Genomic DNA, 15022 nt, shown 5'->3' with positions numbered 1-15022 from the left:
TAAAGACACTACTCCTCATTTTTAGAAGGTAAAATCCAGTCTTTATGCCTAAAGTGAGTCCATTTGGCTTTGGCCATATCTACTTCAGGATCGATTAAAGTTTGGTAAGGACGACCATTTACACTCACTTTGGAATCTATATATATTTCTACCTTTTTTCCCTCTTCAGCATATTTTTTCTCCAGAAACTGGGCAAATTGCCAGAGCATATCAGGCTTGGAATTAATTGCCCTCTGTTGTTTACGGCTCAAATACTTATTTTTGCTAACATAGATGGTATCTGTTGTACCTTTTTCCACCACCTTAAAAATACTCCTGCCATTTTTAGAGCGCAGCATCATTCTCCAGCTAAGACGGTGGCCTTCTTCAGTCCATAGAACATTATCCTGAAAAAACCAATGCCTGAGCGGTAAAGAAAGCTGAATTATAAACCAGCAGGCAAGAATACCAATTATCACCCTTTTATTGGAGGGCACAATAATTTCTCTTTTATCGTAATGAGGTTTTTTATTCCGCAGAAACCAACGATTAATTTTTTCTGTAGGAAAAAAGAATATAATAAAGGCCAAAGAGAGATATGGAAAAATACCTATTTGAAATATTATACTATTAAAAAGATGAAAAAAAATAGCCAGCAAAAATGCAGGTAATCTTGTTTTTCTCCATAGCAAAAGGGGAATAATAAGCAGATCAAATATAAGTCCGAACCATGTAATAACATATCTAATCCACTCCTGCTGAAGAAATTCCCCCACCAGCCAATAATCGCGTTTACTCTTCATTAAAATAGCAGGCATTGTGCCATCCAGCCAGTCGGGATAAAGTTTAGCCACTGAAGCATAGGTGTACACAATCCATAATTGCAGAACTATTACCAGCCAAACCCAGCGGGGCATGGAAATCCTCCTGATTTCAGGGTTTCTTTGCGCATCTATGGAAAGCCAGCGGTGTGCCGGAAAAAACAACATGATAATGCATAGCAGCATTAACAGGTAATAATGATTGTTGTAAGATGATTTTTGCATCAGGTAAACAGCAGCCCACATCAAACCATAACAAAAAATGCTAAACCTGTATTTGAAGCCCAACATTACAAAAACTCCAAATAACCCCATTAAGCCATAATACCATAACATAAGATTCCCGGGAAGGGGCTGTAAAAATTCGAATCCTATAAAATTAAAAGTAAATTCAGGAGGATCTATAAGCGTCTTCTGGACCCAGCCGGAGAAAATTGCGCCCCAGGCTTCTGCGGTAATCAGAAAGCCAAACATTATTCTGAAAACCACCAGGGCCGAATTATCTATATGCCTGAAGAGCCACCTATTCAGCATAATTATCCCTTAAATACTGCCTTGAGAACTCCTCGTCCTGCTTCATTGCAATTTTCAGGGATTCCACCGACTCAAATTTCTTTTCATCACGAATACGCACCAGCAATGCTATTTGTAACCTTTTCCCGTATAAATCTTTGTTCAGCTTAAAAAAATAAGTCTCTATGGTTTGCTCTTCCCCACCCACAGTTGGATTGGTACCAATATTCATCATGCCAAAGAAATCCTTCCCGTCAATATTAGATTTCACCACGTAAACCCCGTTTTTTGGAATAAGTTTATAATCTTCCTTAACTTCAAGATTGGCAGTGGGAAATTCAAATTCTTTTCCCAGGCCACGGCCTTTTACCACTGTTCCAGTGAGCATAAAGGGATGCTGAAGGTAAGAATTGGCTTTTTCAACCTTACCCTCTTCCAAAGCATTTCTAATTTTTGTAGAACTTACCGCAACCGCTTCCACTTCCTGTTTGGTGATTTCTTCAACCTCAAAATTGAATTCCTCACCAAATTTCCTGAGATCATCAATATTTGCGGTACGGTTTCTTCCAAACCGATGATCGTAACCAATAATTACCTTTTTTGCTTTAAGCTTATTTACCAAAATATCGCGTACAAACTCCCTTGCAGAAAGCCTGGAAAACTGATGGGTAAATGGATGCACAATTAAATGATCTACACCCGTGGTTTCCAGAATTTGCTTTCTTTCTGCGATGGTATTAATAAGCCTTAGTCCACTTTCCTTTTGCAGGACCATGCGGGGATGCGGAAAAAATGTGAGAATAGCCGACTGAAGATTAGCGGCTTTTGCTGAATTAACTAACCTTTCAATTATCTTTTGATGCCCCGCATGTACGCCGTCAAAAGTCCCTATGGTCACAGCGGTAGAATAATCGCTGCTAAATGCGTTTGCTCCTTCGTGTTCTTTCAAAGTCAGCTTATTTTCCGTTAAAATTGTTCATTGTATTTGAAACTCCGGCGGTTCCAAAAGATTTGATAAGTTCTGCCGATTTTTTTAATCGCTCCGGAAGATTTTTTTCTTCTTCCTCTGTCCACTCTCCAAGCACATAATCTATCTGCCGTCCTTTGGAAAATTCATCACTTATCCCAAACCTAAAGCGGTTATATTTGTTGGTATTTAGTACATTCTGAATATCCTTCAGTCCGTTATGCCCGCCGTCACTTCCTTTTGTTTTTAACCTGAGGGTGCCAAAAGGCAGATTAAGATCATCGGTAACCACCAACAGGTTTTCATGCAAAATTTTCTCCTTTGTCATCCAGTAATTTACCGCTTTCCCGCTAAGGTTCATATAAGTGCTGGGTTTTAGCAGAATAAAAGTTCGCCCTTTAAATTTAAATTGCGCAACATCTCCCAGCCGGTCTGTGGCAAAATTGATTTCCTCCTGCTCCGCCAGTTTATCCAGAATCCTGAAGCCTATATTATGTCTTGTATTTTCGTATTTCGGACCAATATTTCCAAGGCCGGCAATTAAAAATTTCTTCATTGGATCTATTTCCTCCTTTGGCTTTTTCTTTTTTAATATTCTTCCGAAGAAAGACAGCATGAGATTTATTTTGATAAAGATAAAATTAAAAAAAATCTTTGGCCTTTCCTGTATTAGTTCGGAGTTTGTTATGTTGAAAATTGCCAGTTAGCAGTTCTCTCTAATTTGGGGTTTGTTTAAAGTTAAGGTTGTATGGGGAAAGCTTTGAAGCTGTTAATGCTTCCATGTATTTAGCAGCTATGGAGTCCTGAATTGGGCTCACCGTGCAAAATTCAGGACTCCATTCATCCCTATCAATTATTTCCTTACCCATAAATTCCACCCAACAAAAAAGCATTCCGATTTCCGGATAATCCGAAAAAAGGAATGCTATTATATAATTTTCAAAAAATAGTTACCTATTCCTTGTTTTCTGCTTCGTCTACTTCAGTAGCCGGCACATCATCTGCTGCCACTTCTTCTCCTTCATCTTCCTCTTCTTCATCAAGGGCAACAATATTACGTGAAGTTCTAACCTGACAGATCACAGTATTATCCGGATGCTGAATTTTATACTGGTCACTTTCCACTGCAGTAACATAAAGCTTCTCACCTATTTTAAGTTTAGCCACATCTGCAACGATATAATCCGGAAGATCTCCCGGAAGGCCTTTAACCCTTAAACGACGCAGGTTGTATCGAAGAACCCCACCGTTTTTAACTCCGCGTGGAATACCCTCGGTATGAATAGGAATTTCCATGGTAATTTCAGAGTCTTCAAAGATTTCATAGAAATCCATGTGAAGGATTGCATCTGTTACAGGATGAAACTGGATATCCTGAAGCACCGCATTAAAAGTTTTATCTCCTTCCAATTTGATTTCCACCGTATGAACATCTGGAGTATACACTAAATTCTGGAATGCAATTTCCTCGGCAGCAAAGTGTAAAGGCTCCTGACCTCCACCATACAATACGCAAGGAACCTGTCCAGCATTACGCAAGGCTTTAGTTGACTTTTTGCCCACGCTTTCTCTTTTAGATCCGTTGATCGTAATTGATTTCATTATTGATAATTTTTAGGCCGCAAAAGTAATTCTTTTTTCGATTCTATAAAAGTTTGATGTTTAAAGTTTTCAGTATTAATCTTCTCGATTTTTAACTTTAAACCACCACACCTCCTTAAATAAGTAAGGTAGCTTTTTTATCAGTAAAAATTTTCAACTTATAATTTTGTACTTCTTACCTCAACCCTCGAATTACATTATGAATTTTGAACTAATAGAAAGGTTGTTATGCACCCTGCTCATTACATCTGCAAAAAGTTCGGCACAACTTACCACTTTTATTTTTCTGCTTTCTGTTTTAAGCGGGATGGAATCTGTTACAATTAATTCCTGCAGTTTGGATTTTTCCACCCGCTCATAAGCTTCGCCGGAAAGAACAGGATGGGTACAGATTGCGCGGACACTCAAAGCACCTCTGTCCATCATAAGATCTGCTGCCCTGGTTAGTGTTCCCGCCGTATCTACCATATCGTCTACCAGCACTACATTTTTGCCTTCCACATTCCCTATAAGCTCCATGTGGGAAATTACGTTTGCCTTTGCACGTTGTTTATAGCAGATTACCACATCGCTTTCCAAAGCCTTGGAATAAGCATAAGCTCTTTTTGAGCCTCCCATATCGGGTGAGGCAATGGTAAGATTTTCAAGATTCAGACTTTTTAAATACGGGAGAAATACCGTGGAGGCAAAAAGATGATCTACAGGTTTTTCAAAAAAGCCCTGAATTTGATCTGCGTGCAAATCCATTGTGATAATACGCGTAGCCCCTGCAGTCTCAAGAATACTTGCTATCATTTTAGCGGCAATAGGCACGCGTGGTTTATCTTTTCTATCCTGCCGGGCCCAGCCAAAATAAGGCATTACGGCTGTAATGTGCCTGGCGGAAGCCCGTTTGGCAGCATCAAGCATAAGCAGCATTTCCATAAGATGATCGGCCCCGGGATGGGTAGAACCAATAATAAAAACCCTGGATCCCCTCACCGATTCCTCAAAGGAAGGCTGAAATTCTCCATCGCTGTAAGTAGAGGTGATTACATTCCCGAGCTTACCACCATAGGCAGCGGCTATTTTTTCGGCGAGTTCCCGGCTTTGGGTACAATTAAAGATTTTTGCGTCAGCTGTTGTGGTGGACATTAGTGTTGTGTTGTTGTTATGTGATTGTAAATATAATCGATATCAGGCAGCCCGCAAATTTTAGTATAGAGTTGGTTGCTGCCACTATGCTTAGCTAAGCTATAGCTGTGAGAGTTTTGAACAGGATCGAAATATTCTGTATTAGTCATTCAACACATTCTGACTATCTTACAATAAACCAATCATTTTTTAAGTCCTCCCGGTTGTAAAGCATTTCTTTACCAGTTTTATAATCGGTTAAATATTTTCCCGCACAATTACAAATGGCATGGCCCGCGGCGGTATCCCATTCCATGGTAGGGCCAAAACGGGGATAGATATTGGCCTGTCCTTCAGCAACCATACATAATTTAAGGGAGCTTCCTTTAGAAATTATGTTTACCTCCCCAAACTTTTTCCTGAGGCTATCAATGTACTTTTCTGTCTCCAAAGAAAGGTGAGATTTACTGGCCACCACGGTATATGCTTTACCTTCTATTGCTACGGGCAGTTGTTTAGCTTCTGAAGTAACTTCTTCTATGTTGACAAATTCAGAAACACCTTCAACTTTAAAGGCTCCGGTTTCTTTGTCGGCAAAATATAATTCCTTTAAAACCGGGACATAGATAACCCCCAATACCGGCTGCTGGTTTCTAATCAGGGCAATGTTAACGGTGAATTCACCATTGCGTTTAATAAATTCTTTAGTTCCATCCAGCGGATCTACAATCCACAGGTGTTGCCATTTTTTACGTTCGGCATAAGGTGCATGTTTGCCCTCTTCAGAAAGAACGGGTATCTGAGTTTGTTCAAGAAAAGAAATAATGGTTTTATGCGCTGCAAGATCGGCTTCGGTGAGTGGAGAGTCGTCTGCTTTATTTTCAATTTCAAAATCTTCCTCTTCATAAACCCGAAGAATCTTTTTCCCGGCTTCAATGGAGGCCTTTATTGCCGTTTCTAATAATGAATTCATTTTTTTGTTTAGTCTTAAAACTATAGGCTAAATTCTGGAAGTTATAACTTTTAAGATCTCCTCTACCAGTACACCAGGAACAAATTCTTCAGTATTCACCTCAACATCGGGGGCAACCGGTTTTTCATAAGGTGCAGAGATACCTGTAAAATGATCAATTTCTCCGGCCCGGGCTTTTTGATATAGTCCTTTCACGTCTCTTCTTTCACATTCATTCAATGAAGTAGCAACAAAAACTTCTACAAAATAATCTTTTCCTATAATGTTTTTTATTAATTCCCGGTCACTTTCAAGAGGAGTGATAAAAGCAGAGATGACCACTGTACCGCTTTCAAGGAAAAGCTTTGCCACTTCTGCCACTCTTCTAAGATTCTCAGTTCTGTCTTCTTCAGTAAATCTGAGGTTACAGTTGAGTCCGCTGCGGATATTATCTCCATCTAAAAGGCAGGTATGTATTTTTCTGCGGAATAGTTCTTTTTCAAGAAGCTTTGCAAGTGTTGATTTTCCCGCACCGGAAAGGCCAGTAAACCATACCACAATGGGCTTATGCCCTTTTAAAATACTCCTTTCCCGAGGGCTAAGCGAATCTGCTTCCGGAAATATGTGCTTCATGCGTTTGTAAAGATTTCAGTTTTTTCTCAAAGATAGAAATTTCTGAGCGCCTTTAAAGAGCACGAAAAGCATAATTTTGACACAAATAAAACCTCTGGACAAGCTCCCTAAGTGAGACATTAAACAACATCTGATATTCTGGCTGTAACCATACAACCCATAGCGGGAAGAAAAAGTCTCATTTTCTTATTTCCTATTTCCTCTATAGCAGCTTTTTGGTCTTTTAAAGCTCCCTGGTTAATCTTCACAATATCTCCCACCGAGAATTTTTCAACCTTAATTTCATCAATATCCCCGCCTTCCAGCCAGTTTTTCAGGGTTTCAATTTCATCATCCCTCACCACGGCAGGTTTTCCCAACCAAAACAGATAGCGTACCACTCCCGGCGCATCAAATACTACCGACCTATCTTTTTCATGGAGCCGGACAAATATGTAGGAATTAAAAAGAGGAGCCGTAATTTTCTTTTTACGGTCACTCCACTGCTTTACTTCAGTATATGTGGGGCAATAGACTTCCACATTTAAACGACGCAAAGCTTTATCTACCTTCAGTTCCCATTTGGGCTTTGTATACAGTACGTACCACTTCATGAATTCCTGGTTATATGAATCAATCCGGGTAGGGTGCCGGAGGTTTCTGAAGGTATAAAGCTACAAATTATAATTAAAAGAGGCTAAATTTAATATAAAGAAGAAGATGTTTTACCTGAACACTTCCTAAGCTAGAAGCAAAAGAGTTTCCCGCTATTCCCATCGTTTAAAAATTCGGTTTTACCCGGAATACTTCCAGAACATTTTCCCGTTTTCCCTGAAGGTTTAACTTGAAAAATTTTTAGAGTATATTATTTTAAGTGAATAATACCTGATTTACTACAGTTCTTCAGAAGCTGCATCTAAAGTAAATGTAAAAACTGAACCCCTGCCTATTTCACTTTTTACCTCAATAATACCGTTGTGGCGTTCTATTATTTCCCGGGCAAGATACAGGCCAATCCCAAAACCAGAATATGTTTCTTCGCTTTTTTCATCAATCCGGTAAAAGCGTTTAAAGATTTTCTGCTGATTTTGCTTATCAATCCCAATCCCGAAATCTTTTACGCTTACCAAAACCTTATCCACACTACTTTTCTCAATTTTTACCTCAATTTCCCAGTTGAAGGGAGAGTATTTTATGGAATTTGTCACCAGGTTAATAAGCACCTGGCCTATACGGTCTTTATCTGCATGAATCCAGCATTCTTCCTTTGCTGTAATAACTATTTTATGCTGGGTATTTGTGTATTCAATATCCTGAACGGTTTCGGCCACCAGTGTATTAAGGCAAAATGTTTGCTTCTGAAGCTCAAGCTTATTTTTCTCAATCCTGGTAAGATCCAGCATTTCTGAAATGAGCCTGGTAAGCCTCACAATCTGATGGTCCATGCGCTCCAGCGAAGTTTTAAAAGGAATAGCCGATAACTGTACTTCTTCTTCATTATTTAGCAGGCTAAGTAAGAACTGCACATATCCCTTTATGGAAGTTATGGGAGTCTTTAATTCATGGCTTACCATCTTTAAAAAATCCTCTTTCCGCTTTTCCTCGGCTTTTAATCTTTGAATTTCTGTAGCGGTACATATCCACATTTGAATTTTCCCGTTTTCATCAGTAATTGCTTCGGCACGGCTAAGGTGCCAGTTATATTGCCTGTGTTTGTTTTTGTAACGGAATTCCATTTCAAAATCACTTCCGGTGTCCAGTGAATTTTGCCAGTTTTTTTGGAAAGCCTCCTTTTCATCGGGATGAATAAAATTTGCCCAGCCCTTAGCAGCCAGTTGTTCACTTTTAAGCCCTGTATATTCCAGCCAGCCCTGATTGAAATAGATAAAATTTCCTTCTGCATCAGTATTGGCAACTTTCTCCGGCATAAGATCTGCCATTTGCCGGAAACGGGATTCGCTTTCTTTTAAAAGCTCCTTGGACCTCACTGTTTCAGAAACATCAACAGCCATATTGAGAATACCATAAATATCCCCATTTTCATCCCGTAAGGCTTTATAAGTAAAATTGAAATAACCGGTTTGTAATTTACCGTCTATCACCAAATCTACCGGATCTTCTTTGCCCCAATAGGTTTCCCCTGTATTATAAACTCCCTGAAGTAATTCGTGAAAAGGCTGCCCCTCCAGTTCAGGCAGAGCTTCATGAAGCATTGTTCCAATAACCGAATGATCTTTACCCCAGAGTTCCACCATAGCATCATTGGCTATTTCAATTTTCATCTCCTTTCCGGTATACAGGGCTGTAGCCACTGTTGCCTCTTCTATAATAGATCTTATACGGTGTTCTTTTTCCCGTACAAGTTGCTCCTTTATCTTTTCCTCATGTACATCTATTACCGTTCCAATCATTCCTTCATATTCACCTTCAGCACTAAGCATTGGCCTGCCACTATCCAACACCCAGCGGTAGCTCCCATCTTTATTGCGTAACCTGAAAGTCATATGACATCCTTCTCGATTTTTAACGGCTTTCGTAAAGATATTATCCACCCTTTGCCTGTCATCAGGATGAACGGCATTTAACCAGCCAAAATCCCGACCCTCACTTACGGTTTGGCCTGTATATTTATACCAGTTTTTGTTTAGATAATAATTTTGCCCATCAAGCTTTGTAATCCAGATGATAGCAGGAACAGTATCTATTAAATAGCGTAACTCATTTTCGCTTTCTTCAATCTTTCTTCTTGCCGCCACCTTTTCGGTGATATCCACAGCATGTACAAATATTCCGCTAACTTCTTCTGAAGCATTTAAAATTGGCTGATATACAAAATCCAAATATGAATTTTTTAGTTCCTTTTCGCCCACATCTAATTTTACCGGCAATTCTTTTCCTTTAAAAACCTCCCCCGACTGGTATACCCCGTCCAGCATCTCAAAGAAGCCCTGGTCTTCTATTTCAGGCAAAGCCTCCCTTACGTTTTTCCCGATAATATTCCTGTGCCCCACCAGTTGAAAATAATTCTCATTAGCAAAATCAAATACGTGTTCAGGGCCCCGAAGTAAACAAATCATTGCCGGAGCCTGGGAGAAAATTTCATGAAGATTTACAAGATTATTTTTTTCTTCAGTTCCTTTTGGCTCTACAGTATCCAATTCTTTAAATGAAATCAAGATCAATGCACCATTATCCTTTGCATCATTTGTATAATTAGCGTTAACAAGAAAGCTTTTTACCTGTGCTTTAGGGAAATCGCATACAAATTTATAATCTTTAATACCTTCGCCTGCAGTCAATTTCCTTTTCAGAATTTCTTTAAACTCTCTAAAAATGCCCTTGTTATTGTTCATTTCTGAAACCAGAAGTTCTTCCCCCTCTATCTCAAAAACCGAATAAAATCCTGCATTGGCATCTACAAATTCTGAATCCTTATCCAAAATCAAAACAGGTTCTCTTACGGTATAAATAACAGATGCTGCAAAATTTTTTGCAACTAATTTATTTTCTATCATGCTGTTGGAGCCGGCAAAACTATTCTTCATCATATTATTTCTAAGGGAATATTTGAATCCTGTGAAACCCCGGCTAAAATACATTATTTTTATTTTAGGATAAATTAATTGCAGATCATGGGGCATTATATGCACAGGGATAGAACAGAAATGGCGTCTATTACTCTTATGTTTCTGGATTAAGAATTTCTGACTGTTTTGTCAAAATACTGGATTATGATAAGAAAACCCCGTAAACAGTGTAGTTTATGGGGTTTTATTTTAACTTGATTCTTTAAAGTACCGAGGTGGGAGTGTTCGGAAATCATCAAAATCTGCAGTTCCTAGGCTGACATAAAATATAAAATGGAGTGTCCCCGAATTAGACACCTTTAACATAGTTTTAGTTTTTATTCTTTACACTATAATTAAACTCTGAGATTTTAGGTGGAACAATATGTTCTTGTAAAGCCTCAAAACAATGTGTAGTTAGCAATTTGGCTAAAGAAGCCTTGAAATATATGCACTTTTAAAAATTCGCCCTTCTAATAAAAAATGAGTGCGACTTTAAGAGAACAAGATTTAAAACTACTATTTGTATTAAAATTTTAATTATTATAAGTATAAGAATTGCATTAAAAATTGTAAGAATTTTAAACAGAGTCTAATTTAGAGGATTGTGGAAAATTTTTTCTCCGCCATTGATTTTATTGGCTTTATAGTGGATATCCGCAACATAAGGCATCGAGCCTTATAGATATTTATACCTTTTGTCGATAAAAGCAGTTATTTTAATAAATGTAACCGTTAGTGAGTACTCGTTGAAAGGTAAAAAAATTGCTTTTGGGCGAGACCATGTTAATTCAAATTAAAAGATGTTGTTATTTTAAGAAAAAAAACAGAAAAGTCCTTAGGAACAAATACATTTAAAATTCTTAATTCCTACGCCATTAATTACATTTATTTTATTAAAATTATTATTATTTAAGATAATTAATAGAATTAATTGATTTTTACATTAATAATCTTGAATAAAATAACCACGAGATAACACTTTAACGTTTTTTCCTACAAAAATATTCTAAATTATTTAATAAAATTGCTTCAGAATAAGTACTCCATTTTTGGTCTTATTCTATGTACTTCAAATCCCTCATTAAAAATATGCTATAAGTGGTCCCAGTGGGACTTACGGCGGCGAAGCCATAGAATGTTTTCAATCATACGTTTTAATTACTCCTAGCTATTCATTGACAGCAAAATATTTTGGATGTGAAATGGTCACCTTTACTTATTCCTTTTTCGATTATTGCACATTTGGCAATTATAAATAGTATTCTTGGATTGTTTACACCAGAAACATATTCCTATCCTTTGGTTATATTAAGCTGTCTTCTTTGGCTCCTATTGGCTATTGATTCCGATTTTTATACTATAAAAAGAAAAGAGCGGTTTGTAACTGAATTACCTAAATTCCTACGAAAGTTTATTATCTTCATGCTGGCATATTTTACAGTTCTTGCCTTTATGCAAACTCCATTTCTCCCACTTCGTCACCTGAAGATATTAGGAATGCTGTTTCTTGTTCTCATACTTTTTAGATGGAGTTTATTTTTTTTAAGAGAGCAATATAGAATTGAAGGAGGGAATTATGTGAACGTTGTGGTTATAGGTAAAGATAAAAGCCTTCATCAGATAAAGAAGGTTTTCGAAAGGCCCGATTACGGCTATCGTTATAAAGGATATTTTGATGACTCACCAGATATCGCAGAACAGTATCATTTAGGTGCCATCTCGCAATCCTACCGCTACATTAATGAAAATGACATAGATGAAATTTATTGCGCTGTTTCTCGTCTATCTCATGCCGACCTAAAGCAACTTATCCGTTTTTCTGATAATAACTTTAAAAAGTTAAAGTTGATTCCAGATCATAAAGGAATTTTCACCCGTGCTATGGAGGTGGAACACTATGGAACTATCCCGGTTATTAATCTAAGAAAATCTCCCTTAGACAATAAAATAGCTAAAACAGGAAAACGCATCTTTGATATAGTTTTCTCAGGCCTTGTTATCCTTTTAATACTTACCTGGCTTATTCCTTTATTATTCTTTATCAACAAATTCCAATCCAAAGGGCCAGTTCTGTTTAAACAGCTTAGGAATGGACATAATAAAAAACCCTTCTGGTGCTATAAGTTTAGATCAATGGCCTTAAATACAGAAGCGAACTCTACAATGTGTATACGCAATGATGCAAGGGTTACAAGAATTGGAAAAATGTTAAGAAAAACCAGCATAGATGAACTACCTCAGTTCATCAATGTATTCCTCGGAGAGATGAGCGTGGTAGGACCACGGCCTCACATGGAAACCCATACATTTCACTATCAGGAAAATGTGGAAAAATACCTTGTAAGGCATTTTGCCAAGCCAGGAATTACTGGTCTGGCACAGGTAAAAGGATATCGTGGAGAGATTGTACATAAATCAGACATAATCAACAGAACCCGTTTCGATATTTTCTATCTGGAGAAATGGCACCCGCTTATGGATTTTCAAATTATCTATTCTACCATTGCTAATGCCATTAAAGGAGAAGAAAAGGCTTACTAATATAAAATCTAAAAATGAAAGGAATAATACTTGCAGGAGGCTCTGGCACCAGGCTTTATCCAATTACCAAAGGAATCTCAAAGCAGCTCTTATGTATCTATGATAAACCAATGATATATTATCCTTTATCCGTTTTAATGCTTGCTGGCATTAGGGAAGTTCTAATAATTTCTACTCCCGAGGATCTCCTTTCTTTTAAAAAACTATTAGGAGATGGTAAAGAGTTGGCAATGTCCTTTGAATATGTCACGCAACCAAATCCGGACGGATTAGCACAGGCTTTTATTTTAGGTGAAGATTTTATAGGTAATGACGATGTTTGTTTGGTTTTAGGTGATAATATATTTTATGGACATGGATTTACTGAACTATTAGCTCAATCAGTAAGGAATGTAGAGAAAGATAAGAAAGCAACCATAATAGGTTATTATGTTCAGGATCCGGAAAGGTATGGAGTGGCGGAATTTGATAAAAATGGAAAAATTTTAAGTATCGAAGAAAAGCCTAAATGTCCAAAAAGTAATTTTGCAGTAGTAGGTTTATACTTTTACCCAAATGACGTGGTGGAGATAGCAAAAAATATTAAGCCCAGTAACCGGGGAGAGTTGGAAATAACTTCGGTAAATGAAGATTATCTGAAAAGAGGCCAACTTAAAGTGGAATTAATGGGACGTGGATATGCATGGTTAGATACCGGAACTCATGAATCTATGCTTCATGCTTCTAATTATGTTCATACCATTGAATCGAGGCAAGGATTAAAAATTGCCTGCCTGGAGGAGATAGCTTATGAAAAAGGATATATTTCCAAGCAGAATCTTTTTGAACTTGCAGAGCCACTAAAGAAAAATGGATATGGCCAATATTTATTAAACCTAGCAAACAAAAAAAGTACAAATGAAGTTTATCAGAACTGAAATACCTGAGGTAGTTATTTGTGAACCGAAAGTATTTGAAGATCATCGAGGATATTTTTTTGAGTCATTCTCAAAAAAATTATTAGAAGAATTCGTGGGGCATAAGTTACATTTTTGTCAAGATAATGAATCCAAATCTTCTTATGGGGTACTAAGAGGTTTGCACTTTCAAAAACCACCTTTTACACAAGCAAAGCTTGTAAGGGTAATTGAAGGCAAAATTTTAGATGTCGCGGTTGATGTTCGCCAAGGGTCTCCCACCTTTGGAAATTATTTTTCTATAGAACTTAGTTCTGAAAATAAAAAGCAGCTTTTTGTGCCACGGGGCTTTGCGCATGGTTTTGTGGTTTTGTCTTCAACAGCTGTATTTTCGTATAAATGCGACAATTATTATTCACCAGAACATGATAGTGGTGTGCTATATAATGATCAGGAATTAACTATTGATTGGAAAATTCCAGAACAGGATCTCATTCTTTCTGAAAAAGATTTAAAGCAACCTTCTTTCAAGTATATGAAAAATTTTGATTTTCAGAATAATCTGTATGCATAAGCAAAGCCTGTTCTCTATTCAAAGCTAAGGGATCAGTAGTAATCTAATAATTCGTTTAATGTCAAAATCAATGTTCAGTGCAAAAATCTCTGGAATTACAGTTCTAGTAGTATTAATGTCAATGGCATCTTGCGTAAGCTCTAGAAATGCCACCTATTTTAACTTGAATAAAGACTCTGTTTATAAATCCGAAATAGAAAATATTGAGCCTATAATTCAGAAAAATGATTTGCTAAGTATATCCGTTAGCAGCCTTAATCCCGAAGCCTCAGAAATGTTCAATATACCTAATCTTTCCGCTACCCAAACTTCTACAGCTACAGGTTCTACTGCCCAAGCCTCGGGATACCTGGTTGATCAGGACGGTATAATACGCTTTCCTTTTTTAGGAAAAATAGAAGCTGCAGGCAAAACCAAAAAGGCTTTAAGAGAAGAAATAGAATCAGAATTGGAAGAACAAAAGCTTTTAGTAGATCCTATCGTAAATATTAGATATTTAAATTATAAAGTTTCGGTATTAGGTGAAGTTAATAATCCTTCGGTAATTACCATACCTGATGAGGAAGTAACCATACTTGAAGCTCTTGGATTGGCAGGAGATATGACATTATACGCTAAACGTGATAATGTTTTACTTCTTAGAGAGGAAAATGATATAAAAAAAATTTTTACTCTTGACCTTACAACTGATGAGATCTTCAATTCTCAATACTATCAGCTAAAATCCGGTGATGTCATTTATGTTGAGGCTAACAAATCAAAAATTGCCAGTACGAGTAGGGCTACACAATGGCTACCAGTAATAGTTAGCACACTTTCCTTAGCAATTATTGCACTTGATCGCTTATTTTAATTAGAAGAATATTAAATATACTATTTAATA

Annotated in this window: 13 protein-coding genes; 4 read left to right on the top strand and 9 right to left on the bottom strand. The window is 37.3% G+C overall.

Translation table 11 applies throughout. The annotated features are described in order from the left end of the window. Window positions 1-8: 8 nt before the first annotated feature. From RM539_RS14080 to RM539_RS14040, 9 genes are all read right to left on the bottom strand, one after another. Window positions 9-1334 carry an HTTM domain-containing protein gene (locus RM539_RS14080; protein WP_311504055.1) on the bottom strand — a complete coding sequence of 442 codons (1326 nt, stop codon included), beginning with the start codon at window positions 1332-1334 and terminating at the stop codon, window positions 9-11. Next, window positions 1324-2262: a bifunctional riboflavin kinase/FAD synthetase gene (locus RM539_RS14075; RefSeq protein WP_311504054.1), complete on the bottom strand. Its 939-nt coding sequence runs from the start codon at window positions 2260-2262 to the stop codon at window positions 1324-1326. Before RM539_RS14075 ends, RM539_RS14080 begins: the two co-directional genes overlap by 11 nt. Before the next feature lie 7 nt (window positions 2263-2269). Next, on the bottom strand, window positions 2270-2896 hold the full coding sequence (gene pth / locus RM539_RS14070; protein ID WP_311504053.1) for an aminoacyl-tRNA hydrolase: 627 nt from the start codon (window positions 2894-2896) through the stop codon (window positions 2270-2272). Between the two features lie 338 nt (window positions 2897-3234). Continuing rightward, window positions 3235-3882, bottom strand: coding sequence for a 50S ribosomal protein L25/general stress protein Ctc (locus RM539_RS14065; protein ID WP_311504052.1), 648 nt, complete (start codon window positions 3880-3882; stop codon window positions 3235-3237). A 192-nt stretch (window positions 3883-4074) separates the two neighbouring features. Continuing rightward, entirely contained in the window at window positions 4075-5016 is a 942-nt protein-coding gene (locus tag RM539_RS14060) for a ribose-phosphate pyrophosphokinase (RefSeq protein WP_311504051.1), read from the bottom strand. Between the two features lie 163 nt (window positions 5017-5179). After that, a complete protein-coding gene (gene cysQ / locus RM539_RS14055; protein ID WP_311504050.1) occupies window positions 5180-5968 on the bottom strand; it encodes a 3'(2'),5'-bisphosphate nucleotidase CysQ in 789 nt (262 codons plus the stop codon). 27 nt (window positions 5969-5995) lie between these two features. Then, window positions 5996-6580, bottom strand: coding sequence for an adenylyl-sulfate kinase (gene cysC / locus RM539_RS14050; RefSeq protein ID WP_311504049.1), 585 nt, complete (start codon window positions 6578-6580; stop codon window positions 5996-5998). Between the two features lie 119 nt (window positions 6581-6699). After that, window positions 6700-7173: a transcription termination/antitermination protein NusG gene (gene nusG / locus RM539_RS14045; RefSeq protein ID WP_311504048.1), complete on the bottom strand. Its 474-nt coding sequence runs from the start codon at window positions 7171-7173 to the stop codon at window positions 6700-6702. Window positions 7174-7452: 279 nt separating this feature from the next. Next, window positions 7453-10158 carry a PAS domain S-box protein gene (locus RM539_RS14040; RefSeq protein WP_311504047.1) on the bottom strand — a complete coding sequence of 902 codons (2706 nt, stop codon included), beginning with the start codon at window positions 10156-10158 and terminating at the stop codon, window positions 7453-7455. Between the two features lie 1167 nt (window positions 10159-11325). Between RM539_RS14040 and RM539_RS14035 the strand changes: the two genes are divergently transcribed. Genes RM539_RS14035 through RM539_RS14020 form a run of 4 tightly spaced genes read left to right on the top strand, consistent with a single transcriptional unit; the run spans window position 11326 to window position 14992 of the window. After that, complete coding sequence (locus tag RM539_RS14035) at window positions 11326-12669, top strand: exopolysaccharide biosynthesis polyprenyl glycosylphosphotransferase (protein WP_311504046.1); 1344 nt, start codon at window positions 11326-11328, stop codon at window positions 12667-12669. A gap of 14 nt (window positions 12670-12683) precedes the next feature. Continuing rightward, window positions 12684-13586: a glucose-1-phosphate thymidylyltransferase RfbA gene (gene rfbA, locus RM539_RS14030; protein ID WP_311504045.1), complete on the top strand. Its 903-nt coding sequence runs from the start codon at window positions 12684-12686 to the stop codon at window positions 13584-13586. Continuing rightward, window positions 13567-14139: a dTDP-4-dehydrorhamnose 3,5-epimerase gene (gene rfbC, locus RM539_RS14025; RefSeq protein ID WP_311504044.1), complete on the top strand. Its 573-nt coding sequence runs from the start codon at window positions 13567-13569 to the stop codon at window positions 14137-14139. Before rfbA ends, rfbC begins: the two co-directional genes overlap by 20 nt. A gap of 58 nt (window positions 14140-14197) precedes the next feature. Beyond that, a complete protein-coding gene (locus RM539_RS14020; protein ID WP_311504043.1) occupies window positions 14198-14992 on the top strand; it encodes a polysaccharide biosynthesis/export family protein in 795 nt (264 codons plus the stop codon). The last annotated feature ends 30 nt before the right edge of the window (window positions 14993-15022 follow it).

The sequence above is a fragment of the Autumnicola musiva genome (genome assembly GCF_031846585.1).
In the GTDB taxonomy this organism is placed as follows: domain Bacteria; phylum Bacteroidota; class Bacteroidia; order Flavobacteriales; family Flavobacteriaceae; genus Autumnicola; species Autumnicola musiva.
Note: the sequence above shows the minus strand (reverse complement) of the source record. Positions and strands in the feature narration are given on the sequence as shown.

What these genes read in the sequence shown, in the direction of transcription:
- RM539_RS14080 (WP_311504055.1), bottom strand. Translation starts at nt 1,334, where the DNA reads ATGCTGAATAGGTGGCTCTTCAGGCATATAGATAATTCGGCCCTGGTG.
- pth (WP_311504053.1), bottom strand. Translation starts at nt 2,896, where the DNA reads ATGCTGTCTTTCTTCGGAAGAATATTAAAAAAGAAAAAGCCAAAGGAG.
- RM539_RS14065 (WP_311504052.1), bottom strand. Translation starts at nt 3,882, where the DNA reads ATGAAATCAATTACGATCAACGGATCTAAAAGAGAAAGCGTGGGCAAA.
- RM539_RS14060 (WP_311504051.1), bottom strand. Translation starts at nt 5,016, where the DNA reads ATGTCCACCACAACAGCTGACGCAAAAATCTTTAATTGTACCCAAAGC.
- cysQ (WP_311504050.1), bottom strand. Translation starts at nt 5,968, where the DNA reads ATGAATTCATTATTAGAAACGGCAATAAAGGCCTCCATTGAAGCCGGG.
- cysC (WP_311504049.1), bottom strand. Translation starts at nt 6,580, where the DNA reads ATGAAGCACATATTTCCGGAAGCAGATTCGCTTAGCCCTCGGGAAAGG.
- nusG (WP_311504048.1), bottom strand. Translation starts at nt 7,173, where the DNA reads ATGAAGTGGTACGTACTGTATACAAAGCCCAAATGGGAACTGAAGGTA.
- RM539_RS14040 (WP_311504047.1), bottom strand. Translation starts at nt 10,158, where the DNA reads ATGTATTTTAGCCGGGGTTTCACAGGATTCAAATATTCCCTTAGAAAT.
- rfbA (WP_311504045.1), top strand. Translation starts at nt 12,684, where the DNA reads ATGAAAGGAATAATACTTGCAGGAGGCTCTGGCACCAGGCTTTATCCA.
- rfbC (WP_311504044.1), top strand. Translation starts at nt 13,567, where the DNA reads ATGAAGTTTATCAGAACTGAAATACCTGAGGTAGTTATTTGTGAACCG.
- RM539_RS14020 (WP_311504043.1), top strand. Translation starts at nt 14,198, where the DNA reads ATGTCAAAATCAATGTTCAGTGCAAAAATCTCTGGAATTACAGTTCTA.